At 41.5% G+C, this 26,040-nt stretch carries 22 protein-coding genes; 6 read left to right on the top strand and 16 right to left on the bottom strand.

The features are described from left to right. Positions 1-79: 79 nt before the first annotated feature. Entirely contained in the window at positions 80-2,227 is a 2,148-nt protein-coding gene (gene glgX / locus AC1DXF_RS00110; RefSeq protein WP_477444852.1) for a glycogen debranching protein GlgX, read from the top strand. A 245-nt stretch (positions 2,228-2,472) separates the two neighbouring features. Here the strand turns inward: glgX and AC1DXF_RS00105 are convergent, their stop codons facing one another. Beyond that, positions 2,473-3,093, bottom strand: a complete 621-nt coding sequence (locus AC1DXF_RS00105) for a TetR/AcrR family transcriptional regulator (protein WP_477444850.1) — start codon at positions 3,091-3,093, stop codon at positions 2,473-2,475. Between the two features lie 170 nt (positions 3,094-3,263). Between AC1DXF_RS00105 and AC1DXF_RS00100 the strand changes: the two genes are divergently transcribed. Continuing rightward, on the top strand, positions 3,264-4,382 hold the full coding sequence (locus AC1DXF_RS00100) for a mechanosensitive ion channel family protein (RefSeq protein ID WP_477444848.1): 1,119 nt from the start codon (positions 3,264-3,266) through the stop codon (positions 4,380-4,382). Here AC1DXF_RS00100 and AC1DXF_RS00095 read toward each other — a convergent pair. From AC1DXF_RS00095 to AC1DXF_RS00075, 5 genes are all read right to left on the bottom strand, one after another. Next, positions 4,379-4,864, bottom strand: a complete 486-nt coding sequence (locus AC1DXF_RS00095) for a DUF4126 family protein (protein WP_477444846.1) — start codon at positions 4,862-4,864, stop codon at positions 4,379-4,381. The two genes, AC1DXF_RS00100 and AC1DXF_RS00095, sit on opposite strands and share 4 nt — an antisense overlap. A 119-nt stretch (positions 4,865-4,983) precedes the next feature. Beyond that, entirely contained in the window at positions 4,984-8,400 is a 3,417-nt protein-coding gene (locus AC1DXF_RS00090) for an efflux RND transporter permease subunit (RefSeq protein ID WP_477444844.1), read from the bottom strand. A 26-nt stretch (positions 8,401-8,426) separates the two neighbouring features. Then, complete coding sequence (locus tag AC1DXF_RS00085) at positions 8,427-9,536, bottom strand: efflux RND transporter periplasmic adaptor subunit (protein WP_477444842.1); 1,110 nt, start codon at positions 9,534-9,536, stop codon at positions 8,427-8,429. Between the two features lie 32 nt (positions 9,537-9,568). Next, complete coding sequence (locus tag AC1DXF_RS00080; protein WP_477444840.1) at positions 9,569-10,918, bottom strand: TolC family protein; 1,350 nt, start codon at positions 10,916-10,918, stop codon at positions 9,569-9,571. Positions 10,919-11,005: 87 nt separating this feature from the next. Then, positions 11,006-11,617, bottom strand: coding sequence for a TetR/AcrR family transcriptional regulator (locus AC1DXF_RS00075; protein ID WP_477444838.1), 612 nt, complete (start codon positions 11,615-11,617; stop codon positions 11,006-11,008). Between the two features lie 318 nt (positions 11,618-11,935). Between AC1DXF_RS00075 and purB the strand changes: the two genes are divergently transcribed. Continuing rightward, positions 11,936-13,282 carry an adenylosuccinate lyase gene (gene purB / locus AC1DXF_RS00070; RefSeq protein WP_477444836.1) on the top strand — a complete coding sequence of 449 codons (1,347 nt, stop codon included), beginning with the start codon at positions 11,936-11,938 and terminating at the stop codon, positions 13,280-13,282. 194 nt (positions 13,283-13,476) lie between these two features. Beyond that, the gene (locus tag AC1DXF_RS00065; RefSeq protein WP_090652670.1) at positions 13,477-14,028 is read left to right on the top strand and encodes a NifU family protein; all 552 of its coding nucleotides are present in this window, start codon (positions 13,477-13,479) and stop codon (positions 14,026-14,028) included. A 231-nt stretch (positions 14,029-14,259) separates the two neighbouring features. On the opposite strand, the gene AC1DXF_RS00060 is transcribed toward AC1DXF_RS00065, so the two are convergent. The 8 genes from AC1DXF_RS00060 to ppk1 form a co-directional block, all read right to left on the bottom strand. Then, positions 14,260-15,051, bottom strand: a complete 792-nt coding sequence (locus AC1DXF_RS00060; protein WP_477444834.1) for an inositol monophosphatase family protein — start codon at positions 15,049-15,051, stop codon at positions 14,260-14,262. Then, positions 15,017-15,502 carry a GtrA family protein gene (locus tag AC1DXF_RS00055; protein WP_477444832.1) on the bottom strand — a complete coding sequence of 162 codons (486 nt, stop codon included), beginning with the start codon at positions 15,500-15,502 and terminating at the stop codon, positions 15,017-15,019. Before AC1DXF_RS00055 ends, AC1DXF_RS00060 begins: the two co-directional genes overlap by 35 nt. Next, entirely contained in the window at positions 15,495-16,661 is a 1,167-nt protein-coding gene (locus AC1DXF_RS00050; protein ID WP_477444830.1) for a prolipoprotein diacylglyceryl transferase, read from the bottom strand. The genes AC1DXF_RS00055 and AC1DXF_RS00050 overlap by 8 nt, the downstream gene beginning before the upstream one ends. Before the next feature lie 29 nt (positions 16,662-16,690). After that, positions 16,691-18,010: a tRNA (N(6)-L-threonylcarbamoyladenosine(37)-C(2))-methylthiotransferase MtaB gene (mtaB, locus tag AC1DXF_RS00045; protein ID WP_477444828.1), complete on the bottom strand. Its 1,320-nt coding sequence runs from the start codon at positions 18,008-18,010 to the stop codon at positions 16,691-16,693. A gap of 129 nt (positions 18,011-18,139) precedes the next feature. Further along, on the bottom strand, positions 18,140-18,490 hold the full coding sequence (locus tag AC1DXF_RS00040) for an NINE protein (protein WP_477444826.1): 351 nt from the start codon (positions 18,488-18,490) through the stop codon (positions 18,140-18,142). A gap of 159 nt (positions 18,491-18,649) precedes the next feature. Continuing rightward, complete coding sequence (locus AC1DXF_RS00035; RefSeq protein WP_477444824.1) at positions 18,650-19,213, bottom strand: UbiX family flavin prenyltransferase; 564 nt, start codon at positions 19,211-19,213, stop codon at positions 18,650-18,652. Positions 19,214-19,391: 178 nt separating this feature from the next. Further along, positions 19,392-20,270, bottom strand: coding sequence for a Ppx/GppA phosphatase family protein (locus AC1DXF_RS00030; protein WP_477444822.1), 879 nt, complete (start codon positions 20,268-20,270; stop codon positions 19,392-19,394). Positions 20,271-20,272: 2 nt separating this feature from the next. Further along, the gene (gene ppk1, locus AC1DXF_RS00025) at positions 20,273-22,318 is read right to left on the bottom strand and encodes a polyphosphate kinase 1 (RefSeq protein ID WP_477444820.1); all 2,046 of its coding nucleotides are present in this window, start codon (positions 22,316-22,318) and stop codon (positions 20,273-20,275) included. 187 nt (positions 22,319-22,505) lie between these two features. Between ppk1 and AC1DXF_RS00020 the strand changes: the two genes are divergently transcribed. Beyond that, the gene (locus tag AC1DXF_RS00020; RefSeq protein WP_439697824.1) at positions 22,506-22,997 is read left to right on the top strand and encodes a YajQ family cyclic di-GMP-binding protein; all 492 of its coding nucleotides are present in this window, start codon (positions 22,506-22,508) and stop codon (positions 22,995-22,997) included. Between the two features lie 246 nt (positions 22,998-23,243). Here AC1DXF_RS00020 and bioB read toward each other — a convergent pair whose 3' ends face one another. Further along, complete coding sequence (bioB, locus tag AC1DXF_RS00015; RefSeq protein WP_090652680.1) at positions 23,244-24,245, bottom strand: biotin synthase BioB; 1,002 nt, start codon at positions 24,243-24,245, stop codon at positions 23,244-23,246. Positions 24,246-24,303: 58 nt separating this feature from the next. Further along, a complete protein-coding gene (gene mgtE / locus AC1DXF_RS00010) occupies positions 24,304-25,659 on the bottom strand; it encodes a magnesium transporter (RefSeq protein WP_477444818.1) in 1,356 nt (451 codons plus the stop codon). Positions 25,660-25,815: 156 nt separating this feature from the next. Here mgtE and AC1DXF_RS00005 point away from each other — a divergent pair. Further along, positions 25,816-26,040: hypothetical protein (locus AC1DXF_RS00005; RefSeq protein ID WP_477444816.1), on the top strand; the 225-nt coding region annotated here is incomplete at its 3' end.

Below are 26,040 nucleotides of genomic sequence, written 5' to 3'. Positions count from 1 at the left end.
TTAAACATCCAAACAAATCCATTGCATTTTACTTAATTGATTGATAATTTAATTTTTGGTAAAACCCGGACATATACATATGAAAATAACTACTTACCCCGGCAAATCCTTTCCGCTCGGCGCGATATGGGACGGCAAGGGTGTTAACTTCACACTATACTCCGAGAACGCTACCGGTGTTGAGCTTTGTTTGTTTAACAGCCCCGAAGATGAAGTAGAAACAGCCAGGATCCCCATTACCGAATATTCTGAACTGATATGGCATATTTACATACCTGGCTTAAAACCCGGACAGCTTTATGGCTTCAGGGTAAGCGGCCCTTATCAACCCGGAAACGGGCATAGGTTTAATAACAATAAGCTGCTACTTGATCCTTATGCCAAGGCCATTTCGGGAACCATTAACTGGGACGACTCGCTGTTTGGTTACCAGATAGGCAGCGATGATAAGGATTTGAGCTTTAGCGAAACAGATAATGCCGCCTTTATGCCAAAATCGGTGGTTATTGATCATAACTTTGATTGGGAGGGCGATACAGCCCCTTGTATTGAATACTATAATTCGGTTATATACGAAGCCCATGTAAAGGGCTTCACTAAAATGCATCCGCAAATTCCTGAAGACATCCGGGGCACCTACGCGGCAATTGGCCATCCGGTAACCATTAAATACTTAAAAAAGTTGGGTATAACGGCCATTGAGCTAATGCCTATCCATCATTTTTTAGATGACCGGCATTTGGTTGAAAAGGGCCTGACCAATTATTGGGGTTACAATACCATCGGTTTTTTTGCGCCCGATTCCCGTTACTCATCAAGCGGCGTGCGTGGCGAACAGGTGGTCGAGTTTAAAAACATGGTGAAAGAATTGCATAAAGCAGGCATCGAAGTAATACTGGATGTTGTTTACAACCATACCGGCGAGGGCAGCGAGATGGGGCCTACCCTATCGTTCCGCGGCATTGATAATTGCAGTTACTACCGCCTGGCCGAGGACAACAGGTACTACATGGATTATACCGGAACCGGCAACACCTTGAATGCCAACCTGCCCAATGTATTACGGCTAATGATGGACAGCCTGCGCTACTGGATATTGGAGATGCATGTAGATGGTTTCCGGTTTGACCTGGCTGCTACCCTTGCCCGCGAACTGCATGAAGTAAACAGGTTGAGCGCCTTTTTTGATATCATTCACCAGGATCCCTGCATATCGCAGGTAAAATTGATTGCCGAGCCGTGGGATATTGGCGAAGGCGGTTACCAGGTAGGTAAATTCCCGCCGGGATGGGCTGAGTGGAACGGTAAATACCGCGATAGCATCCGCGATTTCTGGAGCGGTACCGAAAGTTCGCTGGCCGAGTTTGGCGATAGAATAACGGGCAGCTCTGATTTGTATAAATTATACCGCCGGCCAACTGCCAGTATCAACTTTGTAACCGCGCACGATGGCTTTACGCTTAACGATTTGGTAACCTACAACGAAAAGCACAACGAGGCAAACGGCGAGGACAATAACGATGGCGAAAACCATAACCGGTCATGGAACTGCGGCGTTGAAGGGCCAACCCATGACGAGCGTATAAATGAACTGCGTGAAAAACAAAAAAGGAATTTTTTAACGACCCTGTTCCTCTCGCAAGGGGTACCGATGCTTGTTGCCGGCGATGAAATGAGCCGCACCCAAAATGGCAACAACAATACTTATTGCCAGGATAACGAATTATCATGGATTAACTGGGAAAAGATGGATAAAGACCTGGTAGGCTTTACCAGCAGGCTGATTAAATTGCGAAAAGAACATGCGGCATTTTCACGTAAGAGCTGGTTTAACGGCGAAGTTGAGAAAAAAAGCGGTGTAGCCGATATAGCCTGGTTTTTGCCGGATGGGTCGGAAATGAGCGGGGATAACTGGAATCATGATTTTGCGAAGTCGGTAGCTGTTTTTTTGAACGGCTTAGGATTACATAGTGTTAACGCCGAAGGCGATAAGATAGTAGATGATAGTTTTTACATTATTTTTAACGCCCATGATGAGCCTTTAAACTACAAACTGCCAACTACTGAATATGCAGCCAACTGGGAATTTTTAATTGACACCCATAAAAAAGCAAACGTGAAAGTGAAGGGAATATTTAAAGCAGAAGAAACGATCCAGGTTGAAGGACGTTCGGTTGTAATGCTTCAACATCAGTTGATCCACAATGGCGAAACAAAACATCACTAAAAGCATTAAAAAAGAGTTAGTAAAAAAGCCGGATGAAAAATAAATCTTCATCCGGCTAAATCACTCTAAAACAATCACCTCTTATTAAATAGGAAGTTATAAACAATTAATATATAGATGCTTTTGCAAAAACTAATAATTGAATGTTTAAACAAAGGTATCTATAATATACAGTTGACATACGGTAACGAGGTCATTTTTACGAAATATTGACATATATACCAACCGGTATTTAATCGATTGCATTAGCAATACATCAAACCTTTAATAAATATATCGGTAAGTAAAAGCTTCTTAGTCCTGATCTCCTCGAGGTGCTCTTTACGGGGGAAACTGGTTTTCTTTTGAGATACGGCCCCTACCCTGATTCCGTGCATAGCGTCCAACAGAAGATCTACCAGTTCTTCTGGTTTTTCTATCGGGTTTATGCAGCCTTTTTCTATCTCGTTTTTTACAGCGTTGCCCAACAGTGTAAGTTCGGCCTTATGTACCTGCTCAACAATTTCCCATATGGTATCGGGCAGGTTTTGCTCGTTGAGCCTGAAAAAATCAAAAAAGTTATAATTGCTTACTATAAAATCGTGATGCGTATTAATCTGGAAAACAAAGGCTTCTTTCAGGCTTGCAAATGTATCTGCTTTATCCTCCAATATTTTCAGGTAATCTACAGCCAGTTTTCGCATCACTGCCATGTATAACTGGCTTTTATCCGGAAAATAATAATACAGCAACGCTTTCGACATAGAAAGGTCGCCGGCAATTTCATTCATCGTGGTTTTTGAATAACCGTAATGTAAAAAACGCTCGTACGAGGCCTCCAATATCTTTTCTCTTTTTATATCCTGATGGTCGTTGTTTGCAGCCATTGCGTACAGTAATTATAATTTCCGCCAGTTAAAAAACTAAATTCCTGACTTTTTAAACAAATCTATCAAAAAATCTATATATAACTGTATCAACACCCCTTTCATTACGTGTTGTTAAAACAATTTTACATTCGTAGTATTTATCATAGTAGTTAACAACATTAGCTACTATGGATATTGTAAACAGACTGCCCCCCGATCTGCTTGAATTTTCTAAACAAATACCCGCTATAGTATGGAACCTCATTATAATGATAACAGCCATCCTGGTTGGCCTGCTCATAAAGGTTGCTGTTACGCGACTGTTTAAGGTTTATGCAAAAAAAGAAGCCACAGATTATTCTTTCTTCAGATCGGTCATCATAAACCTGGGCAAGGCCATAACTTATTTTATCCCTTTATTCCTGTTCAACCTGTTTATCCCGCTAATGCGGATGGATAAAGCCTACCTAAGCCCGCTTGATAAAACAATCGAGATCTTCCTGACCATATCATTCGCCGGCATCCTGGTACGCTCCATAAGGGTGCTTGAAGATTATATTTACCACACTTACGATCTTAACAAAGCCGATAACCTGGTTGAACGCAAAGTGCGTACCCAGATACAGTTTATCCGTAAATTTTTGGTGGTGCTTATTGTGTTTGTAACTATCGCCATCATCCTGCTTAGTTTTGACAGCATGCGCAAAATAGGCACCGGTTTGTTAACCGGCGTGGGTATTGGCGGTATTATTGTTGGTTTTGCAGCGCAAACTTCATTGGGTAACCTGCTGGCCGGTTTCCAGATAGCGTTTACCCAACCTATCCGTATTGATGATGTACTGGTTGTTGAAGGTGAATGGGGCCGCGTGGAAGAGATTACCCTAACCTACGTGGTGCTTAATATCTGGGATAAACGAAGGTTGATACTCCCCATCAATTACTTCATCACCAAGCCCTTTCAAAACTGGACACGTACATCATCCGAGATTTTAGGTACGGTATTTTTATATGTTGATTATACCATCCCGCTGGATGCCATCCGGACAGAGTTTGAGCGATTGATTAATTTAAGCCCGCTTTGGGACAAAAAAGTGCAGGTTGTACAGGTTACCGATACCAAAGAAAACAGCATTGAGGTACGTGTATTGATGAGCGCACGTAACTCGTCAGAAGCATTTGATCTTCGTTGTTATATCCGCGAAAACCTGGTAAGCTTTATTCAGCAAAATTATCCGGGCAGTTTGCCAAGGATCCGCAATGAAATGAGCAATCTTGAAAAATACCTGCAACCTAAAACTGAAGCTTAAGCCGCATTTGAAAACTCAATCCCGCTGCCAATCACCAGGGCGTCTTCTATGGCGCCAACAAACGGATCGGTAACATTGCTGGCTTTAATAGCATCTTTACGTAACCAAAAACTACCAAATGTTGATGCAAACGCCGCGGCACTGCCAATTAAAGCACCCGTTGCCGCTTTGCTCCCGGTTGCCTTATATACGCTTGCACCGGCAAGTGCCCCGGATAGCATTCTAAAAATTAATGAACCAGGTTTGATACGGTTTGGTGCCGATGGTAGTTTATCCCCAATAATTTCCCCTACAGCCAATATCTTTAATGCCAGCGCGATATTTCTGGACTGCATAAATTTTAACGGTGAACGATCGAGGTTTCGGGATTGATGGTGGCTTAATATATGGCTGACAATAACCGGTGCCGATGTTGACCGCATACCTGCCAAGGCGCCAAGCCCGACAACCTGCCAAAAAGGATGTGATATCTTGAGTTCCATATTGCTGTTTATATACCATTAAAACCAAACATTGCTTATTATGTTCTGCCCAATTGCTATAAATTAAAAAAGCCGTCCCGATAAATTCGGAGGCGGCTTTTTTTGTATGGTTTAAAAAGTTAAACCTCTTCAGCTTCTAAAACCAGCGCGTGTTTTTCTTCCTTCTTACCAAAAAGCCTTGCTTTAAGGTTATGGCGAATAAGGTACATACATGGCACCAGGATCAATGTAATGATGGTTGCAAAACCCAAGCCGAATATCATTGTCCAGGCTAACGGCCCCCAGAAGGCTACGTTATCGCCACCAAAGTGAATATGCGGCGCAAAGTGGGTAAACAAACCAACAAAGTCGATATTAAAACCAACTGCCAGTGGTATCAAACCTAATATAGCTGCAGTAGCGGTTAACAATACCGGCGTCATACGGGTATGGCCTGCTTCAACCACAGCATCATGTACATTTGCACCCTGCTCTATCAGCATATCGGTAAACTCAACCAGCAGGATCCCGTTTCGTACAACCACACCGGCAAGGGCTATGATACCAATGCCCGTCATTACGATAGACATGGTCATATGGAATATAGTAACTCCCAGTAATACCCCAATGATACTAAAGAAGATTTCGCTGATGATGATGAACGTTTTACCAATCGAATTAAACTGGATCATCAAAATAACCAATATTAAACCGAATGATACGCCAAGTGCAGATAACAGGAAGGTCATTGCTTCCATCTGGTCTTCCTGGCCACCCCCCATTCTTATAGATACATTATCGGGCGTTTTAAAGTTATTGATGGCCAATTTAATGTTTGCGTTAACATCGTTAGGATTAAATGGCTTTATAACGTTTGATCCTAATGTAAGCACCCGCCTTTGTTGCTTACGTTTTATGTTGCTGTAGGTAGTTGTATAGCGCACATCAGTAAATGCAGAAATGGGGATCTGGCGAATGGAACCGCCCGTTGCCATGTCACGATAAGTAACCTTAAGGTTTTTAAGGGCGTCGATATCGCCTCGCTGGCTTTGCAATGCACGTACTTTTATCTGGTAATCATCTTCCTTGGTATTCCTAAAATCAGCGGCTTTGGCACCTAATACTGCGGTAGCCAAATTTTGGGTAATGGTACCAGAAGATATACCTTCGCGGTTAGCACGCTCACGGTCAACATCAAAAACAATGGTAGGCTTGTCACTTTGTACATCGGCAGTTAAATTCTCAATGCCGGCAATATTCTGTTTAACCAAATAGCTTTTCAAACGATCTCCTGTTTTAACCAGGGAATCAAGGTTATCACCAATTATTTCAATACTGATATCCTTTTGTACCGGCGGGCCGCTATTTTCCTGTGTTACTGATATTTTAGCCCCGGGCACACCTTGAACTGCCTGGCGGATCCTTTTCAAAATTGCTTTGGTATCTTTGCCATTACGCTTGCCAAATTCAACAAATGCAACGGTTACTTTACCTTTGTTTTCATAATCGCCCTGGTCTTCATCAGAAGGATCGGCAACCCCCTTGGTAACGTTTGAAATAACCGACGATACAATGTCCTTATCCGGTTCAACTACCTCGGCAACACGTTTCTCCAATTTTTTGGTCACTTCGTTGGTATAAGTCTGGTCGGTACCTATCGGCATGGTAATGTACACATATGCAAAGTTAGGGTCGCCAGATGGGAAAAACTCAGGTGTTTTACCAATCAGGTTCATTAAAACTATAGCAAACACAAATAAACCCATAGTACCGAATAACATGGTTTTAGGAAAGTGTACAGCCTTTTCGAGCCATTTGGCATACCATTGCTGAAAACGCGGCCAGGCATTTTTCTGAAACCTGTCAATAACCTTTAACAGTACAAAGTGGTTTAAAAGATACAGCGCTATTATCAGCACCATAAAGTTGCCAATTCCAAAGTTTATCAGGTAACCAACAACTGTGGCAATAAGCAGGTATATCATTGCCCGCTTTACCTTACGATCAAATTTGGGATGATCATGCTCTCCGTCAAAATGAGGTTTCATAAAATCAACCGCAAAAACCGGGTTAATAATATAAGCCACAACCAATGAGGCCAGCAGGGTTATAATTAATGTAATAGGTAAAAAGAACATGAAATGCCCTATCAAACTATTCCAGAATGCCAATGGCACAAATGGTGCAAGCGTAGTCATGGTACCCGAAAATACCGGTAAAAACACCTCGCCGGCAGCAATTTTAGCGGCCTGCTTAATAGGTACTTTTCCATTGGCAAATATGCGGTGGGTATTTTCAATAACCACAATGGCATCATCCACCACAATACCTAAAGCCAGCAGAAACGAGAACAGCACAATCATATTTAGGGTAAAGCCAATCCAGGGCATTATCAGGAAAGCTATAAAGCAGGATAGCGGCACCGATAAAGCTACAAATATGGCATTGGTAGTACCCATAAAAAACATGAGGATAACTGTTACCAGTATAAAACCAATTACTATGGTATTTATCAGGTCGTTAAGTGTAGTACGGGTTTTGTCCGACTGATCGCCCGTTACCGTGATATTTAAGCCTTTAGGGAAAACTGTTTTTTTCTTTTGTTTAATAAGTTCATTTATCTTATCCGATGCCTGGATAAGGTTTTCACCTGCCCTTTTACTTACGTTTAATGTAATTACATTTTTAAAGTTGGCGTTCTCATTGGTTTTTAAGCGGGCAAAACTTTCCTGCTCCAAAAACGAATCCTTAATCTCGGCAATATCGCGTAAATAAACTGCCTGTCCTTTGGGGTTACGGATAGCCATGGCCGCCACCTGGTCGGCATTTTTAAAATCCTGTTTAATATCAATACTCCGGCGTACTCCATCAGTTGTAACATTACCTACCGAAGCCAGGATGTTTTCACCGCCGATAGCATCAGTGATGTCCTTGAAACTGATTTGCGCAGCTGTCATCTTATTCATATCCACATTAACCTGGATCTCTGGCGTTAACGCGCCTACTTCATCAACTTTCGAAATTTCCTTATAACTTTCAATGTCGTCTTTTAAGTTATCGGCATATTCCTTTAGTTTCTTCAAGTCGTAGTTACCTGATATATTGATGTACAGGATCGGCAGATCGGCCACATTGATATCACTTATGGTCGATTCCTTAAGATTGTTATCATTTTGCGGCAAATCCGGTTTTGCTTTATCAACAGCCTCTTTAACATCAATTTTGGCATCTCTGATGTCTATGTTGGCATTAAACTCAGCGGTTATTATGGATATGTTTTGGGCCGAGTTTGAGGTTACTTTTTTAAGCCCTTTTAATGACTTTAGCTTTTTCTCAATTTGGCGTGTTACCAGGTTTTCCACATTTTGAGGGGACTGCCCTATAAACGCGGTTGACACAAACACCTTCGATTGCGCTATATCCGGGAAGTTTTCTTTAGGCAAGTTGTTATAACTTACCAAACCCAATACCGTAACCAAAAATATGAGCACATATATGGCCGTTTTATTGTCGATGGCCCAGCTTGAGGGCCCAAATTCTTTAGTTGAATCTTTCATAATTGACAGATCAAATGTTTAATAAATTATTTCGCTGACTCTAAAACCTTAATTTTATCACCATCCTCAATTTCGGTAGCGCCGTCGGTAACTAACATATCGCCGGCTTTTAATCCTGATAATATTTCTGTTTGGCCGCCGTAGGTTGCCCCCGATTTAACATTTACTTTTTTAGCGATGCCATTTTGATCAAGAAAAACATAATCACCTGATTCTGATTTTTGGATTGCTTTTACCGGCACCGTTATGGTATTCGATTTAGTGTAATTGGCAATTTGTATAATGGCAGTCATATTAGGGCGAAGTGTTTTACGTACCGGCAGTTTAATTTCCACACCAAAACTGCGAGACGAAGGGTCAATCACCTTGGCGGCAAAAGTCACCTTTGTAATTAATGAATCTTTCGCGTCCGGCACTAAAATTTTCACTTCATTACCTGTATTTATGCTGCCCGAATATGATTCGGGTACATCGGCCTTAACTTTTAACATATCAGCATTTACAATGCGGATGCCTAATGTTTGGCCCGGTGTAGCTGACTGCCCCAATTTAAGGTCCATCTGGTCAACAGTACCATTAATAGGCGAAACAATGCGATATTGGCTCGCTTGTTGTTTAAGTGCGGCCAAAGCTTTTTTGCTACCTTGCAGCGTAGTTTGCGCCGTTAAATACTGTACTTCTGTACCTATTTTTTGATCCCAAAGATTTTTTTGACGATCATATAGCGTTTGATTTAAGCTCACCTGTGTTTCACTTTGGGCAATATTTTGTTGCAATACACTATTGTCCAATTTTGCAAGTATTTGTCCTTTACTTACATGATCTCCGGGTTTTACATTTAAAGAGGTAACAATGGCCGCCACCTGCGGATAAACTGTTACGTTATCCTGTGCATCAATTTTACCTTGCACTTGCACATAATTAGTAAACGTACCTGATTTTAAGACTACAGTGCTTACATCCGTAGTTTTAGCCGAATCGGTTGTGCCCACCTCAGCTTGTAGCTTGGTAATCTTTGCGTTTAAGTCGGCCTGCTGTTTTTTAAGGTCGGCAAGTTCCGTTTTCTTGTCTTTCGGTTTATTTGTGCAAGCTGCTGCCAAAAGAACCAAAACCGGTATGTATAATATTTTTTTCATGTCGTTTTTATATAGTGAGTTTAGTTTGTGTTTTATTGAATTCGTCCGTAAGCTTTGTCAAGGTCAACTTTACTTACCAGTGCATCATATAATCCCTGAATATATTTGTTGTCGGTTTCTTCGAGTGCGGTTTGTGCCTCCGTAACCTCAATGCTTGAGCCTACCCCCTGCTGGTATTTTATTTTTGATACCCTTAAAACCTCCTGCGCCAGTGCCTGGTTGGCTTTTTGATTGTTTAACGTTTGTAAACCATTAATATAGGCAACAGAGGCCATTTTAGCATTCAGGTTTAGCGAGTTTTTTAAATTCACGAGGTTGTTTTGCGACTGCATTAACGAAATTTTCGCCTCTTTTACCTGGTTACTGCGCTGACCACTGCTAAAAATAGGTACGTTTAATGACAGGCCTATATAACTGGACGGAAAAGAGTTTTTATATAAATTTCCAAAGCTATTATCCTGATACGATGCAGCATAATTGCCATTGAAATTCAATGTAGGTAAATACGCCGCTTTTTTGTTTTGGAGCAGCAGTTCATTTACTTTTTTATCGGTCTCCTGTAAAGCATACTCAATGCGCTTATGATAAAAGGCAGTATCGGTGCCTAATTCTGCCACGTTATTATCTAACTTAATATCAACCAATTTATCTTTAAGCGTTAAGTTATATTCAATTGGCATACCCATCTGAAATTTTAACATCTGATAATTCAGTGCAAGCGAGCGTACCACATTTTCGCGGTTAGTTATCAGGTTATTGTATTGAACAGTTATGCGGTCAACATCAATTTTTTCAACAAAACCCTGCTTGTTTTGCGCTACTGTTTGATCAAGCTGTTGCTTTAACTGAGTAATGTTTGCATCGTACAATTTTATTTGCTCATTGCTTACCAAAACCTGGTAATAAGCCTTTGTTACGGCTACGTTAGCTTCAATTTTGGTACGGGTATAACTACGCTCAGACAACTCTTTATAGGTTTTTGAAGCCTTTAAGCCAACAAAATAACTCCCGTCGAATATTTTTTGTGTTAAACTTAAGCCTAAGTTTGAATTGTACTTCACACCAAACTTCACCGGGATAAAGGTACCCGGAGCGCCAAAAAACTCACCAGGTAATAAACTTGTCGGTACTTTAAGATAATCGGTAAATGATGCGGTACCACTCACCTGCGGCAAGCCGGTACCTGTTGTTTCCTTAATTTTATATTCGGCACTTTTAACATCAAGGCCTGCATTAACCACGGTATTCTGGTGCTCATAAGCATAATTAACGCAATCCTGCACGCTGAAGTTAAAAGTCTGGCTATTAGGTGGCGTTTCCTGAGCATAGCTTTTAAAGGCTATAGCACAAAAAAATGTGGCCGTAAAAAGTAAATATTTCATTGTGTATATAGTTGTTTGGTGATTTTTCATCTATTCTGCCTCAAATATCGTGGCTGATTTTGACAGCCTTATGTCAGCAGTATTAAATTAATCTTCTTGTATGTTCCTGTACTGATTTAAAAGCTTATACCCTTTAAGTGTGCAAATTCCATAGTTAAAATGATCTAAAAATTGCACCTGTACTTTCCAGGTATTAAACTCCGCTATCGGGAATATCGTGGTGTTAAATCCAAGTTCCACGGTGTTTACCCTCATGCGCGCAACTATCTTTACGTCAATTTCGGGCCTTATGTAACCTTGTTTAATACCTTTTGTTAATAATTCTTCCAGGGTGCTGATCAAAACCTCATTTTTAAATTGCTGAAAAACCTTCCAGGCATCAGGATGATACTTTTGCATGTCATGAATTACTATCGGGTTGATACGCGAAAACATATCCTCAGAGCATTTGGTCATATTGATCATTTCCTCTATCACGTTAGCCGATTTACTGATGAACTCAATCATTTGCTCCTCATCCTCTTTCAGCTTTTTTTTAACCATTGCTGTTACCAATTCGTTTTTGTCTTTAAAAAACTGGTATATGGTTTTTTTCGACATGCCCAGGTGCCTGGCTATATCGTCCATGGTTACGCTCTTGATGCCTGCCTTTAAAAACAGCTCTTCGCCACCCTCAATTATTCTTTCTATTTGACTCATTGACTTTCCGAGTCAAAACTAAGGAAACATTTTTTGATTTCAAAGTTTCCATCGGAAATGACTTTTTTAAGACAAAAGGCCTGTTTATTTGAAAATTTGAGGATTTAAAAATTTGAAAATTATAAGATCAAGGACTTTCGGCCATTTTCAAATCTCCAAATTTTCATATGCTTAAATTCATTCTAGGCATTTTCAAATCTTCAAATTTTCAAATCCTCAAATTCACCCCAGCCATTTTCAAATCTTCAAATTTTCAAATCCTCAAATTCAACCCGTCTGCACATCTAAATGCTTATCTTTGCAAAAAATTATATTTCAATGAACTTGTCTCCGCTTTCTGCAATTTCGCCAATTGATGGCCGTTACCGAAACACCACCGCCGAACTTGCTGATTACTTTTCTGAATACGCCCTGATCAAATACCGTGTATTTGTCGAGATTGAATATTTTATCGCATTGGTTGAATATCCATTGCCTCAGTTACAGGGTTTTGATGTCTGTTTGGTAGAAAAGTTACGCGATATTTATAAAAACTTTACCGAAGCCGATGCCCAAAGCATCAAGGAGATTGAGAAAACTACTAATCACGATGTAAAAGCCGTAGAGTATTTTATCAAAAATGAGTTTGATAAATTAGGCGGTTTAGATGCGTTTAAGGAGTTTATCCACTTTGGTTTAACATCGCAGGATATCAACAATACAGCTATTCCTTACACGTTTAAACTTGCTATAAACAACACCTACTACCCCGCTATCAGCCAGCTAATTGATACATTAAAAGGTTATGCTGCCGATTGGAAAGATATCCCATTGTTGGCGCATACACACGGGCAACCAGCCTCGCCGACAAGACTTGGCAAAGAGATTGAGGTTTTTGTAGAGCGGCTTGAGGGCCAGCTGGAGATTTTAAAATCAGTAAAATACTCGGCCAAATTTGGGGGCGCTACGGGTAATTTCAACGCGCACCATATTGCTTATCCAGATAAGGACTGGAAAGCTTTTGGAAACCATTTTGTAAATGATATTTTAGGACTGAGCCGCTCGCAGTTTACTACCCAGATTGAGCATTACGATAACTTTGCAGCCCAATGCGATGCTTTAAAACGCATCAACAATATACTGATAGACCTTGACCGCGATATGTGGACTTACATATCCATGAACTACTTTAAGCAAAAGATAAAAGCAGGCGAAGTAGGTTCATCGGCCATGCCACACAAGGTTAACCCGATTGATTTTGAAAACTCGGAAGGTAACTTAGGTATTGCTAACGCGCTATTTGAACACCTGGCTGCTAAATTGCCTATATCTAGATTGCAACGCGATTTAACCGATTCGACAGTGTTGCGCAACATTGGCGTACCGGTAGCACATACGCTTATCGCCATAAAATCAACCATTAAAGGCTTAAACAAATTACTCCTTAACCAGGACGCCATCACTGCCGACCTGGAAGCCAATTGGCCGGTAGTTGCCGAAGCCATCCAAACTATATTAAGGCGCGAAGGCTACCCTAACCCATATGAGGCATTAAAAGACCTTACCCGCACAAACCAGCAGATAAACGCGCAGGCTATTGCCGGGTTTGTTGATAGGTTAAATGTTAGCGGGGAAGTTAAGGCTGAGTTAAAGAAGATTACGCCTTTGAATTATACGGGGATTTAATACTATGTCATTGCGAGGTACGAAGCAATCGCGAACTGTGCATATCGAAATTGCATAGTTCGCGATTGCCACGCTACGCTCGCAATGACATAGAGGTACTGCACATCTATCATCTGCCCGTCATAACAATTTTAGTATTGTATTTAAATCAAAAAGGTGATTAAATTTGTTTAATTAATCTAAATAGAATTTCGATGAATATCAACGTATATACCGAATCAACGCCAAACCCGGCAACTATGAAGTTCATTGTGAACAAGTTGCTGATTAATGGCAGTGTCGATTTCGCTACTAAAGAAAGCGCCGATAAATCACCTTTCGCTAAGGAGTTATATAAATTTTCGTTTGTAAATGGTGTTTTCTTCGCCAGCAACTTCGTTACCATCACTAAAACCGATGAAAGCGACTGGGCCGATGTTGAACCGATCATGAAGGAGTTTGTAAAAGGCGCGGTTGAATCGGAACTGAAGATCCAATTAGAAGAGCAGTCTGAAGAAACAAACTTTGAAGGATCTGAAACTGAAGTTAAAATTCAGCAGATATTACATGATTACGTTCGCCCGGCCGTTGAACAGGATGGCGGTGCTATCTCCTATCGTTCGTTTAACGAAGGCGTGGTAACTGTCGAGCTTCGCGGTTCATGCAGCGGTTGCCCGTCATCAACAATAACACTTAAGGCCGGCATCGAAAACCTACTTAAACGTATGGTTCCTGAAGTTACCGAAGTGGTATCTGAAGCATTATAATGCACACTAATTGCACTGATTTATTCGAATTTCACGAATTGAATTAGAAAGACGAATGGCACCAATTTATCCGAATAGCACAAATCAGTGTCCGGATAGATTGGTGCCATTGCATTTGTGGCAATTCTATCTAATCTATAAAATTCGTATTTATTAAAATTCGTGAAATTCGATTCAATTCGTGGAATTCGTGTGTATGTAATTCGATTCAATTCGTGCTATTCGTGTGTATTACTTAAAATACTTTTGTATCGCCGTCAGCATCTCCTGTGTTATCTTACCATTGCTTGCTAATAGCTCCCTTGCTTCCAATACTTCACTCCCTCCCTTAAAGTTCACAATATCGCCACCTGCTTGTTTAACAATTACTATTCCGGCTGCCACGTCCCAGGCGTTCAGGTTGTATTCGTAAAAGGCATCAAACCGGCCACAGGCGGTGTAAACCAGGTCGACAGCTGCCGAACCAATGCGGCGCAGGCCGTGGCTGCTTTTCATCAATTCGGTAAATAGTTCGATATATTGGGCCTGCTTGCTGAAATCGTAGTAAGGAAAACCCGTAGCAATCAGGCTGGTGCTAACCGTGGCATTTTTGCTTACATGAATCTCTTTACCGTTCCGGTAAGCCGGAGCCCCTTTCCACGCATAAAAACATTCATCCTGGTTTATTTCGTACACTACGCCGGCTACCAGCTCATCATATTCTTTTAGTGCTATACTTACCGAATAAGCCGGCAGGCCGTGAATAAAATTGGTAGTGCCATCCAAAGGGTCGATGATCCAGTTATATCGCTCACCTACTATTGTGGTGGTTTTTTCTTCGGTAATAAAGCCAGATTCGGGCAGTACTTTTTTTAAGCCTTCAACAATGATTCGTTCGGCGGTTTGATCGACGTATGAGACCATATCGTTCAGGCCTTTATATTCAATTTTGTCAGGGTCGAATGCTTTGCGTTCCTGCCTGATAAATTCGCCTGCCTGTTTGGCTATTTCAATTACTTGTTGCGTTATGTTTTGCAGTTGCATGTTTACGTAATGATAAGCTGAATGAAAATACCTTATGAATAAAAAAGCTCGCAAAAAACAAGCTTAAAGCCGCACCTATACGGGCTACCGGGGGATAAATACCGAAAAACTGAATTAATACTTTTATAAGCGCCAGGTTTGCAAAAAAACCTACACAAGCTACTGCAACAAAACGAGAAAACTGTTTATAAGCAGATAATTTTGATTCGGTGAAAACAAGCGCACGCGTAATGGCAAAATTAACGATAACCCCAAGTAAAAATGATATAGCTAACGATAAAGTAGAATTACGGAAAGTGTATGTACCTATGAGGTAAGTATGCCTGGCCAACAGGTTATGATAAAAAAGATAAAAGGCAGAGATATCGACCACAAAACCGGCGCCAGCCGAAAGCACAAACCTGAATACCTGGTTATTTAACAGCTTATGAGCCTGTTTTTTATTAGCCATGCTGTAACGTAGCTGTTTTTTTATTTTTCAAACCATTTACAATTAACACAGCACCACCGATAACCATAATCAGCGAGATTAATTCGGCCTGGGTAAAGCTGATACCAGCCACGTGATATTTTGTATTTACTCGGATCAATTCAATAAAAAACCGTTCAACGCCGGCTAATATCATATAAATACCGAATAGCACACCTGAATTTTTTATCCGTTTGCGGATACTCCACAGGAACGCAAATAATAACAAGCAGATGATACATTCGTATAAAGATGTTGGATAAACCGGATATTGCAATTCGTGACAAAATTTACCTACACAATTTGCCAATGGAACGCCTTCATCATTAACATTGTGAGGAAATTTAAAAGCCCATGCCCAATCAGGCGCCCAACTCAACCAGCCTGGTTTCGGCTCAAGGTTAACTATCCCCCAATCACCATCGCCCGACATCTGGCAACCAACACGGCCCAATGCATAGGCCAGCATCATGCCCGGCCCGCCAATATCCAGCATATCTAAAGGCTTAACGCCGTTTTTATTGGCAATGTATAATACAGCGGCACCACCGCAGATAAGGCCACCGTAAAAAGTTAGACCGCTAAAACCAACCAGCATCCCAACCGGGTCTTTCATAAAATCGCCCCAGTTTTCAAGGGCATTAAATAATTTAGCACCCGCAAAGCCGAATATAGCAGCCCACAATAAAATGCTGCCCATCATTTCGTACGGGTGTACGGTTACTTCCCTATTTTCGGGCTTGGGCAGTTTCTGCTTTTCGCTTTCGTAATATGCCCAGTAAGCAAAAGCTGCCGCACCTATGATACCGCCAATCCAATTGCCTCGCAGGGATAACAAGAAACCTTGTGTATCATCTAAAAGGGCATGATAATTTAATGCCGAATCGATTAATTTATATCCCAAAATAAAACCAAATACAGCGTTGCCGGTCAATTCGGCTACTGAAGCAGGCTGACCAACAAGAACTGTTCTTTTAGATGAATGAAGAATCCCCAGCTTTTCTTTTCGCTTAAATTCCTGCACAAAAGCCCAGTATGCTGCCATAAAAGCTATCGCCACAAAAAAACCAAATGTTTGTATAGGCAATGGGAAGTTGAAACCGAAAAGATATTGCAGAAGCGATGTTATGGTTGGGAACATAGGTTGTATTTTGAAGCGAAGATAGCGTTTTAATGAACTAATATTTCTTCGCCTTCTGTTATTTCGACATCACCATCCGATGAAATATTTGTTAAGCAAACCTTTTTAAGTTCGTTTACCAATACCGGATCGTATTTGACTTTTACTTTAACATAGTTGCGGGTAAAGCCGTGCATAAAGCCTTCTTTTATATCTCCTTCAAATAAAACCTCATCGGTTTTACCAATCTGGGTTTCGTAAAAAGCCCGGCGTTTTTTGTCGGATAATATGTGCAGCATTTTACTCCTGTCCGCACGGGTTGATCCGGGTACGGTACCTTTCATTTCGGCAGCCAGGGTATTTTCCCTTTCTGAGTAAGTAAATACGTGCAGGTATGAAACGTTCAGATCGTTTAAAAAATTATAAGTATCTATAAAATCTTCGCGTGTCTCGCCGGGGAAACCCACAATAACATCAACGCCGATACAGCAATCGGGCATCAGTTGTTTTATTTTGGCTACGCGGTTTACATACAAATCGCGTTTATAGCGACGACGCATCAGGCCGAGTATTTTATCTGATCCTGATTGCAGCGGGATGTGAAAATGTGGAACAAACCGTTTTGAGGTAGACACAAAAGCAATAATCTCGTCGGTAAGCAGGTTTGGTTCGATGGATGAAATGCGGATCCTGTCTATCCCTTCCACCTCATCAAGGGCTTTAACCAGGTCAAAAAACTTATCCTCCCGTTGCCCGTTGCGGATCCCGAAATCACCCAGATTAACACCGGTTAACACTATTTCTTTTACTCCCGAAGCACTTATCTGTTTGGCTTGTTCAATTACATTGGCAATAGTATCGCTCCTGCTGGCGCCGCGGGCCAATGGAATGGTACAAAAAGTACAGGAGTAATCGCAACCATCCTGAACTTTCAGGAACGTACGGGTACGATCGCCGAATGAATAGGCCGGCACAAACTGGTTGGCTTCGCTTACCGGCTGGTTGTATACAACTGCTTTTGGCTTTTTGGTAAGGTCGGTAATATGATCAATAATCTGGAATTTTTCGGCAGCGCCAAGTACCATATCTACTCCGGGTATTTCGGCAATTTCCTGTGGCTTTAACTGGGCATAGCACCCTACAATGGTTACGTAAGCATTCGGCGAGATCCTGAGTGCTTCCTTAACTATCTTTTTACACTTCTTGTCGGCGTTTTCGGTTACCGAGCAGGTATTGATCACAAAAACATCGGGTGTGTTTGAAAACTCAACCGTATCGTAACCGGCCTGGGTAAACATTCGGCCTATGGACGAGGTTTCCGAGTAATTAAGCTTACAGCCAAGTGTATAAAAAGCGACTTTCTTATTCATTGCAAGGGTGCAAAGATAAGCAATTAGTGAATTAGTGAGTTATTGAATTAGTGATTTTACTTTGGGGTTAATTATTTGTATCTAATCCTTCCAATAGCATGCACTGATAAAGATACAACTAAAAGCAACTTATGATAATACCTTGGCCTTTTGGAGAGCGTATTCTTCATCGCTTATAATGCCTTTTTCTTTTAGCATATGAAGTTTATGTAATTGCTCTGATAGGCTGGGCTGTGTGGCAGCGCTACGATAATCGGGTGCATTTACAACATTCTTAACTCCGGAACTCCGTTTGATTAAAGCATTACAGGCATCTACCTGGCTGCCCAGGGTAAACAAGTCGATAATCCACCCGATACCGGCCAGGCCAAGTGTGAAAAAATAAAGTATACCGATGCCTGCTTTATTAAGATAGAACTTATGCGCGCCAAATACGCCTAAAAAAAACCATAAAATGTATGCAGTCGACTTAGATTTCATTATTCAGGTGAGCGGGGGTTTTATTTTGGCTTAACTAAGGTAATCATTTTCCTGATGTATGCAAAAAATCCAATGTAATTTAGGATGTATATGTCCGTATTAACATAAGACACTAATAATTAAGCTATTAAATAACAACCAAAAAACTATAAATAATAATTATATACCCGTCCACTCATAGCTTTCATTATCCAATCCCATCAAATCAATAACCCGGTTAACCACAGTCATCGCCAGTTCTTCGATAGTTTGAGGTTTGCTGTAGTACGATGGTATGGCGGGGCAAATAATCCCTCCTGCCTCGGTAACAGTGGCCATATTGCGGATGTGGATAAGGTTAAAAGGTGTATCGCGGGCAACAAGGATGAGCTTGCGGCGCTCCTTCAATATTACATCCGCAGCCCGGCTGATCAAATCGTCGGAGATACCTCCTGCTATGCGACCAAGGGTGCCCATAGAACAAGGCACAATTACCATGGTATCAAACTTTGCCGATCCGGAGGCAAATGGCGCCATAAAATCGTTCTTGGCGTAAAACTTGCAATCTTGTTTGGTATAGTCGTCGTTGCCCAACTCAAAGCGCCATACATCTTTAGCGTTATCCGACATTACAATGGCAACTTCGGCAATCTGATCTTTTAGCTGATTTAACTTTTTTAACAACAGGTGGGCATAAATAGCGCCGCTGGCGCCTGTAATGGCAACTACAATCTTCTTCTTCATTATATCTCTCCAACAATCCAAAAAGGCAAAAGTTACGGGCATAAAAAAGGGTCGAATACAAGTACCCGACCCTACATCTACCTATGAAAAACATGCCCTTGAGAGGGCATTACAAATGTACTAACAGTTTTTATATTATAAAGCAAATTTGTAAAAATATTTTTACGTTATTTTTTTGTTAAGATAAATTCGTATCTATTAACGTTTGAATTATACCATCTACCATGCCTACGCGGGGTACATATATCTGTTTTATACCCGCATTTTTCATAACTGTTAAATAAATTTCACAGGCCGGGATAATAACGTCTGCCCTATCCTGGTTTAAGCCAAGCACATTGATACGATCTTTAAGCGAGAAAGAATTAAGGTAAGTATATAATGATTTTAACTTGGTAAAAGCCATCGGGGTCTCGTCTCCCTCTTCGGCTAAACGGTGCAGTTTATTGATATTGCCGCCTGTGCCTATACCCAGTAACTGTTTATACCCCCGTGTATGCTCGCGGATAAACTCTTTCATTTCATCCCATGTTTCTTCTGTATCCTGGTTATCCAGAATACGGATAGTGCCGATGTTGAACGATTTTGATGCCATCAACTCTCCGGCCGAAAACAAGGAAAGTTCGGTACTGCCGCCGCCAACATCAATGTATAAATAGCTTTTGCTTTTATCGATAGTCTGCTCGGCATGACTGGCGTAAATAACTTTGGCTTCTTTGGAACCATGGATAATCTCCAGGTCGATATTCGCCTGCTCCTTAATCAGTTTAACAACATCCTCGCCGTTTGTAGCTTCACGCATGGCCGATGTGGCATAGGCCAGGTAGTGGGTTACCTTGTAAACATCCATCAAATTGCGGAAAGCGCTCATTGATTTTACCAGGTCGGCCGCCTTTTTATCTGAGATGTTGTGCTGAATAAAGGCATCGTCGCCCAGGCGCAGAGGCACCCGGATCAACGTATTTTTTTTAAACGAAAAGGAACCGTGATTTTCAATAATATCGGCAATCAGCAGCCTTACTGCATTTGAACCAATATCTATAGCTGCGTATCTCAACTTTATTTATTTTTAGTTTTCAGGTAATTGTATATCTCTATTTGCGCCCGGTGCGATTCGGCCGCGTTGGTTTTGTGGTATTTATTACTATTTGCACTATTTATTTCGCGTGCCTTGGTATTATCCTGCAATTGGATGTTAATGATGTCTTTAACTTCCTTTTTTAAGTGTTGGTCTAAAATCGGGAAACCAACTTCAACCCTGGTATCAATATTACGGCTCATAAAATCGGCCGAAGTAAGATAGATCAGTTCATCCCCACCGTTACAATAAATGTGCACGCGTGCATGCTCCAGGTATTTATCCACGATACTTATCACTTCAATATTTTCGCTAAAACCTTTCACTCCCGGTACAAGACAACACATGCCCCTGATGATCATTTTTATTTTAACACCCGCGTTACTTGCCTGGTAAAGTTTACTTATCAGCCCTTCATCGGCAAGGCTATTCATTTTCAGGATCATGTAAGCCTTTTTACCTGCCTTCGCATTTTTTATCTCGTTATCTATCAGTTTATAAATAGCCGGCCTGGAATCAATTGGCGATACAATCAGGTTTTTTAGTCCCCTGGGCAAGGTATTCCTTTTGAGCGCTTTAAACACTATATCCAAATCGTCGGTTATTTTTTTATTTGCTGTAAACAAAGTATGATCGGCGTATATCCTTGCAGTTTTTTCGTTAAAGTTGCCGGTCGACAAACAGGCATAGTGCACAATCTTTTGTTTTTCCAGGCGGCTAACCAGGCATATCTTCGAGTGTACTTTGTAGCCTGCTATACCATACAACACGTTCACGCCCTCTTCCTCCAGCCTGTTGCTCCAAAATATATTGTTCTGTTCATCAAACCTTGCCCGCAATTCAACCAAACAGTTCACCTTTTTACCATTTTTGGCCGCATTTACCAACGCGTGTACAATTCTTGAATTTTCGGCAAGGCGGTAAACCGCTATGCTGATCTCTTTAACTTTTGGATCGATAGCAGCTTCACGCAAAAAGTGGATGATGTAATCATATGATTGATATGGCGTGCTTACCATATAATCTTTTTTTGCAATAAGGCCCAGCAAGCTTTTACCAAACGACAGATCTTCTACCGGTAAAGCCGCATATTTAACAAACTCCAGATCGGGGCTGCCCACGTTGGGAAACGAAATAAAATTCTTGAAGTTATGATACCTGTTACCGGGGATAAGGCTTTCGCCGTGCAGCCCCATTTTAGTCACCAGGTATTTTAACATATCCATGGGCATCTCGGTATCGTAAAGCAAACGCATCGGGGTGCCTTTTTTGCGTTTTTGAAGGCTTTTTGATAATGCATCTATGAACTTGCCGCTCACTTCCTTATCCAGGTCAAGTTCGGCATCGCGGGTGAGCTGCAGGGAATATGCTTCGATGCTGTCGTGCTCAAAAATGAAAAATATATCTTCCAGGCTGTACCTGATAATATCATCCAGCAGGATAATAAACTTCAGGTTGTTGGTTTCGGGCAGTACAATAAATCTCGATAAGCTATCCGGAAACTCAATAAGTGCGAAGCGTGTTTTTTTATTTTTGGTAAGCTTTACAAAAAAGTAAATCGCCCGATCTCTTAATTCTGGCAGCGGCAGGCTATCATCAAGCATGATAGGCACCAAAGTGGCCAGCAGTTTTTCTCTGAAATAATTTTTAACGAAGGCACCCCGGCTTACGTTAAGCTGCTTGTCATTCAGGATAAATATCTTTTCTTCGGCAAGCTGTTTAACAATGATATTTTCATACAGGTTATTAAACTTCCGCTCCTGCTTTACAACAATGTTCTTTATCTGGTTAAGGAGTTTTTTAGGGTTATAACCTAATATCTCTTTTGATTTTTCGTTTAAAGCGGCAAGGCGGGTCATGGTAGCCACCCTCACCCTGTAAAACTCATCAAGGTTTGATGAAAATATAGCCAAAAAGCGCACGCGCTCAATTAGGGGCACGGTTGGATCGGCAGCTTCCTGCAAAACCCTGTCGTTAAAATATAACCAGCTTATTTCCCTGTTAATTAATGGTGGTTGTTTATCCATAAAATTTGTGCCCCTTAGGCCACGTGTACAAAACTGCTTATTTATTTGTTAATTTAATATTAACTCATCTACATAAAACCTGTTTTTAATGATTATTATTTAGTGTGGTATGTAAACAAATTGATAATGGAGCTGTGTAAATGTTTACAATACATTAGTTTTGTAAACATTATAAACTCTTTTACTTATGCCAACATTTGATATAGTAAGCAAAATAGATGGTCAAACGCTTGATAACGCCATCAATACAGCTAAAAAAGAAATACTTAACCGTTACGATTTTAACGATTCAAAAAGCACTATCGACCTGGATAAAAAAACCAATGAAATAACTATTGTAACCGAAAATGAGATGCGCCTTAAAGCCATCCAGGATTCCATCATCGGCCGCATGGTGAAACAACACCTGGATTCAAGCGCCCTTGATTTTGGTAAAGAGCAATATGCCTCGGGCAACATGATCCGCAAGGAGATAAAGGTTAAAGAAGGTATCGACAAAGAAACATCCAAAAAGCTGGTTAAAAAGATAAAAGACAGCGGCCTTAAGGTGCAAGCCTCTATCATGGACGACCAGGTACGTGTACAAGGCAAAAAAATTGACGACCTGCAAGCGGTGATCAGCCTATGTCGTACCGAAAACTTTGGCCAGCCGTTGCAGTTTATTAATATGAGGGATTAATTCCGCTAATTACCAAAACTTGTCATTTCGACGAGGTACGAGGAGGAATCTTCTACGCCCTGCATCTCAACGGGCCCGTTGAGATGCAGGGCGTAGAAGATTTTCCCTGCGCTTAAGAGATAGTTTCTCTTAAGCCCGCCCGTTCTTACCATCGCTTCTCTGTCGAAATAACAATTGGTGGAGGTAAAATAAAAAAGACGCATTACATGCATCTTTACAAAAAACATTATTCAAAACAACGGGCAACTACCCTGCTGCTTCCATTTCTTTAACCTCATTTGGGCGGCCGTTTTTGAAGGCCTTGCGTGGTGTAAGGCCAAGCAGTTCAAACATAGCCATATCGGTATCAAACGACGGGTTTGGTGTAGTTAAAAGCTTTTCGCCTGCAAAAATAGAGCTGGCACCTGCCATAAAACAAAAGGCTTGCTCAACAGTACTCATTTCGGTGCGGCCGGCAGATAGACGGACAACCGAACGTGGCATAATAATACGGGCGGTAGCAATCATCCTTACCATATCCCAGATAGGTACACGGGGCTGATCGGCCAGTGGTGTACCGGCTATAGGCACCAAAGCATTGATAGGCACCGATTCCGGGTGTTTAGGCAGGTTTGACAATGTTTTCAGCATCGAGATCCTGTCTTCAACAGTTTCGCCTAAACCAACTATGCCACCACTACAAACTGTAATTTTCGCCTTACGTACGTTTTTAAGGGTATTTAACCTGTCGTCATAAGTGCGGGTGGTGATAATACGTTTATAATCTTCTTCAGATGTATCCAGATTATGGTTATAGGCATACAGGCCCGCATCTGCCAATCGTTGCGCCTGGCTCTCGGTAAGCATGCCCAGTGTACAGCAAACCTCCATATCAAGGCTATTAACAGCTTTTACCATATCAATCACTTTATCAAAATCGCGGTTATCGCGTACTTCGCGCCAGGCCGCACCCATGCATAAACGCGATGCACCACCGGCCTTCGCTTTTTCGGCAGCAGCAATAACCTCATCTTTGGGCATCATGGCATGTACATCTACACCGGTATTATACCGGGCAGCCTGCGGGCAATATGCACAATCCTCAGAGCAGCCGCCAGTTTTAATTGAAATCAGCGAACTGATCTGTACTTCGGCGTAATCTTTATTTTCGCGGTGTACAGTTGCCGCGCGGTAAACCAGGTCGAGTAATGGGGTATGGTATATTTCAGCTATTTCTTCTTTTGTCCAGTCGTATCTTACTTCGGTCATATCTCAAATTTTGATGGTTCAAATTTATAATAATATCGCATAAAACGCCAGTTTACGCTTAATGCCCCAACAAAAGCTTGGTAGCCAGGTACAAGGGCAATAAAAATCCGGCGCAATCTGTAAAGGTTGTTATGATGATTGATGATGCTACCGCCGGATCTATACCTACCCGTTTTAATGCCAATGGTATTGATGCACCGGTAATACCGGCAATAATGAGGTTACCAGTCATCGCTAAAAACAAAACGAGGCCAAGCATGGGGTTGGCATCATAAAACAAGGCAATGCAAAAAACAACCAGGCCGTTTGCGGCGCCATTAAGCATGCCTACTAAAAATTCTTTTATAACTATGTTGTAAGCCTGCTTATCAGTAAGGTTACTTAACGAGATACGCCTTACCGTAACTGCAAGGGCCTGTGTGGCCGCATTACCGCCCATGCCGGCAATAATAGTCATATAAGCAGCGATGCCTTTCACCTGCGATACGGTGTCATCGAAATGACGGATCACTGATGCTGCCAAATAAGCGGTAGCAAGGTTAATAACCAGCCATGGCAGACGACTTTTCACAGCATCTTTCCAGTTACCGCTCAATTCCTCGTCTTCAGATACACCCGAAATCTTTAATATATCTTCGGTATTTTCCTGCTCCATTACGTCGATGATATCATCAACGGTAACCCGGCCAAGCAGTTTCATATGGTCGTCCACAACCGGGATGGTTGTTAAATTATATTGGGATATCAGGCGGGCAACCTCTTCCTGGTCAAGCTCGGCCCTTACATATACCGGGTCACGTTTTACCAGGTCGCTCACTCTGGCATCGGCATGGGCTTTTATGACATCTTTTATAGAAAGGATGCCTTGCAAAGTATCGGCATCGTCAACCACGTAAATGGTGTAAAACTCCTCCATCTCTTCAGATTGGCGGATGATCTCATCCAGGGCTTCCTTTTTGTCCAGCCGGATATTTACTTTGATGAGTTCGGAGTTCATCAAACCGCCGGCAGTATCCTCGGCATAGTTCAAAAGCGCGCGGATGCTGCTGGCATCATCGGCATCAATATCTTCTAATATTTCCTGCTGCTCGTCTTCATCAAGCTGGGATATAATGTCGGTAGCATCGTCATAATCCAGCTCTTCAACTATCTCGCTTCTTTTTTCAGGATGAAGGTTAAGCAGCAGCTCGCCTGGGCTGTGTTCCTCATCCATTTCGGATAAAACTTCGGATGCAACGTCAGTCGGCAGGATATTGATGATCCTTTCTTTGTCTTCCTGGGGCAGCTGCTCAAATAATATAGCAATCTCCGAGGCGTGATATTCCTTCAGAACTTTCTCTAATTCAGCATCATCGGCCTCGAGGGCCGTTTTGATGCGAAGGAGATCGGTTTTATCTAAGTCAAAAGATTGCATATCCGACTAAAATAAACATTTATGCCACAATTCAGGAATTAAAATGGGGTTAAATCGGGGTTAACCTGCAAGCTAAAAATGATGCCTTTGCCCGCTATGGTTTGACAGGCTCACCATGACATATCCAATTTCCCTGTCATCCTGAGTAAGTTTTATTTGCGCACAAATAATGGCATTGCAGATGACAAGCTATTTCCGAATTTTGCGAAAAGCAACTTATGGCAGCGTAGCAGTTTAGCTCCTGGTGTTTTTTACCCGCCCCTGAGTTTTGCTTCAGGAAATAGCGTAAGCATTTTGGTGATACTGTTATCAGCAGCATTCCCGTATGGCAGCGTGCCTTTTTTATCTATCGCTCTCCTGAGCCATAAGTTGCTTAATTAT

This window comes from Mucilaginibacter sp. P2_A5 (assembly GCF_056404995.1).
This window is presented reverse-complemented; position numbering and strand designations above follow the sequence as displayed.

What these genes read in the sequence shown, in the direction of transcription:
- ppk1 (WP_477444820.1), bottom strand. Translation starts at nt 22,318, where the DNA reads ATGGATAAACAACCACCATTAATTAACAGGGAAATAAGCTGGTTATAT.
- AC1DXF_RS00075 (WP_477444838.1), bottom strand. Translation starts at nt 11,617, where the DNA reads ATGAGTCAAATAGAAAGAATAATTGAGGGTGGCGAAGAGCTGTTTTTA.
- AC1DXF_RS00095 (WP_477444846.1), bottom strand. Translation starts at nt 4,864, where the DNA reads ATGGAACTCAAGATATCACATCCTTTTTGGCAGGTTGTCGGGCTTGGC.
- AC1DXF_RS00085 (WP_477444842.1), bottom strand. Translation starts at nt 9,536, where the DNA reads ATGAAAAAAATATTATACATACCGGTTTTGGTTCTTTTGGCAGCAGCT.
- purB (WP_477444836.1), top strand. Translation starts at nt 11,936, where the DNA reads ATGAACTTGTCTCCGCTTTCTGCAATTTCGCCAATTGATGGCCGTTAC.
- mgtE (WP_477444818.1), bottom strand. Translation starts at nt 25,659, where the DNA reads ATGCAATCTTTTGACTTAGATAAAACCGATCTCCTTCGCATCAAAACG.
- AC1DXF_RS00065 (WP_090652670.1), top strand. Translation starts at nt 13,477, where the DNA reads ATGAATATCAACGTATATACCGAATCAACGCCAAACCCGGCAACTATG.
- bioB (WP_090652680.1), bottom strand. Translation starts at nt 24,245, where the DNA reads ATGACCGAAGTAAGATACGACTGGACAAAAGAAGAAATAGCTGAAATA.
- AC1DXF_RS00035 (WP_477444824.1), bottom strand. Translation starts at nt 19,213, where the DNA reads ATGAAGAAGAAGATTGTAGTTGCCATTACAGGCGCCAGCGGCGCTATT.
- AC1DXF_RS00100 (WP_477444848.1), top strand. Translation starts at nt 3,264, where the DNA reads ATGGATATTGTAAACAGACTGCCCCCCGATCTGCTTGAATTTTCTAAA.
- AC1DXF_RS00060 (WP_477444834.1), bottom strand. Translation starts at nt 15,051, where the DNA reads ATGCAACTGCAAAACATAACGCAACAAGTAATTGAAATAGCCAAACAG.
- AC1DXF_RS00080 (WP_477444840.1), bottom strand. Translation starts at nt 10,918, where the DNA reads ATGAAATATTTACTTTTTACGGCCACATTTTTTTGTGCTATAGCCTTT.
- AC1DXF_RS00020 (WP_439697824.1), top strand. Translation starts at nt 22,506, where the DNA reads ATGCCAACATTTGATATAGTAAGCAAAATAGATGGTCAAACGCTTGAT.
- AC1DXF_RS00105 (WP_477444850.1), bottom strand. Translation starts at nt 3,093, where the DNA reads ATGGCTGCAAACAACGACCATCAGGATATAAAAAGAGAAAAGATATTG.
- AC1DXF_RS00040 (WP_477444826.1), bottom strand. Translation starts at nt 18,490, where the DNA reads ATGAAATCTAAGTCGACTGCATACATTTTATGGTTTTTTTTAGGCGTA.
- AC1DXF_RS00090 (WP_477444844.1), bottom strand. Translation starts at nt 8,400, where the DNA reads ATGAAAGATTCAACTAAAGAATTTGGGCCCTCAAGCTGGGCCATCGAC.
- AC1DXF_RS00050 (WP_477444830.1), bottom strand. Translation starts at nt 16,661, where the DNA reads ATGTTCCCAACCATAACATCGCTTCTGCAATATCTTTTCGGTTTCAAC.
- AC1DXF_RS00055 (WP_477444832.1), bottom strand. Translation starts at nt 15,502, where the DNA reads ATGGCTAATAAAAAACAGGCTCATAAGCTGTTAAATAACCAGGTATTC.
- mtaB (WP_477444828.1), bottom strand. Translation starts at nt 18,010, where the DNA reads ATGAATAAGAAAGTCGCTTTTTATACACTTGGCTGTAAGCTTAATTAC.
- glgX (WP_477444852.1), top strand. Translation starts at nt 80, where the DNA reads ATGAAAATAACTACTTACCCCGGCAAATCCTTTCCGCTCGGCGCGATA.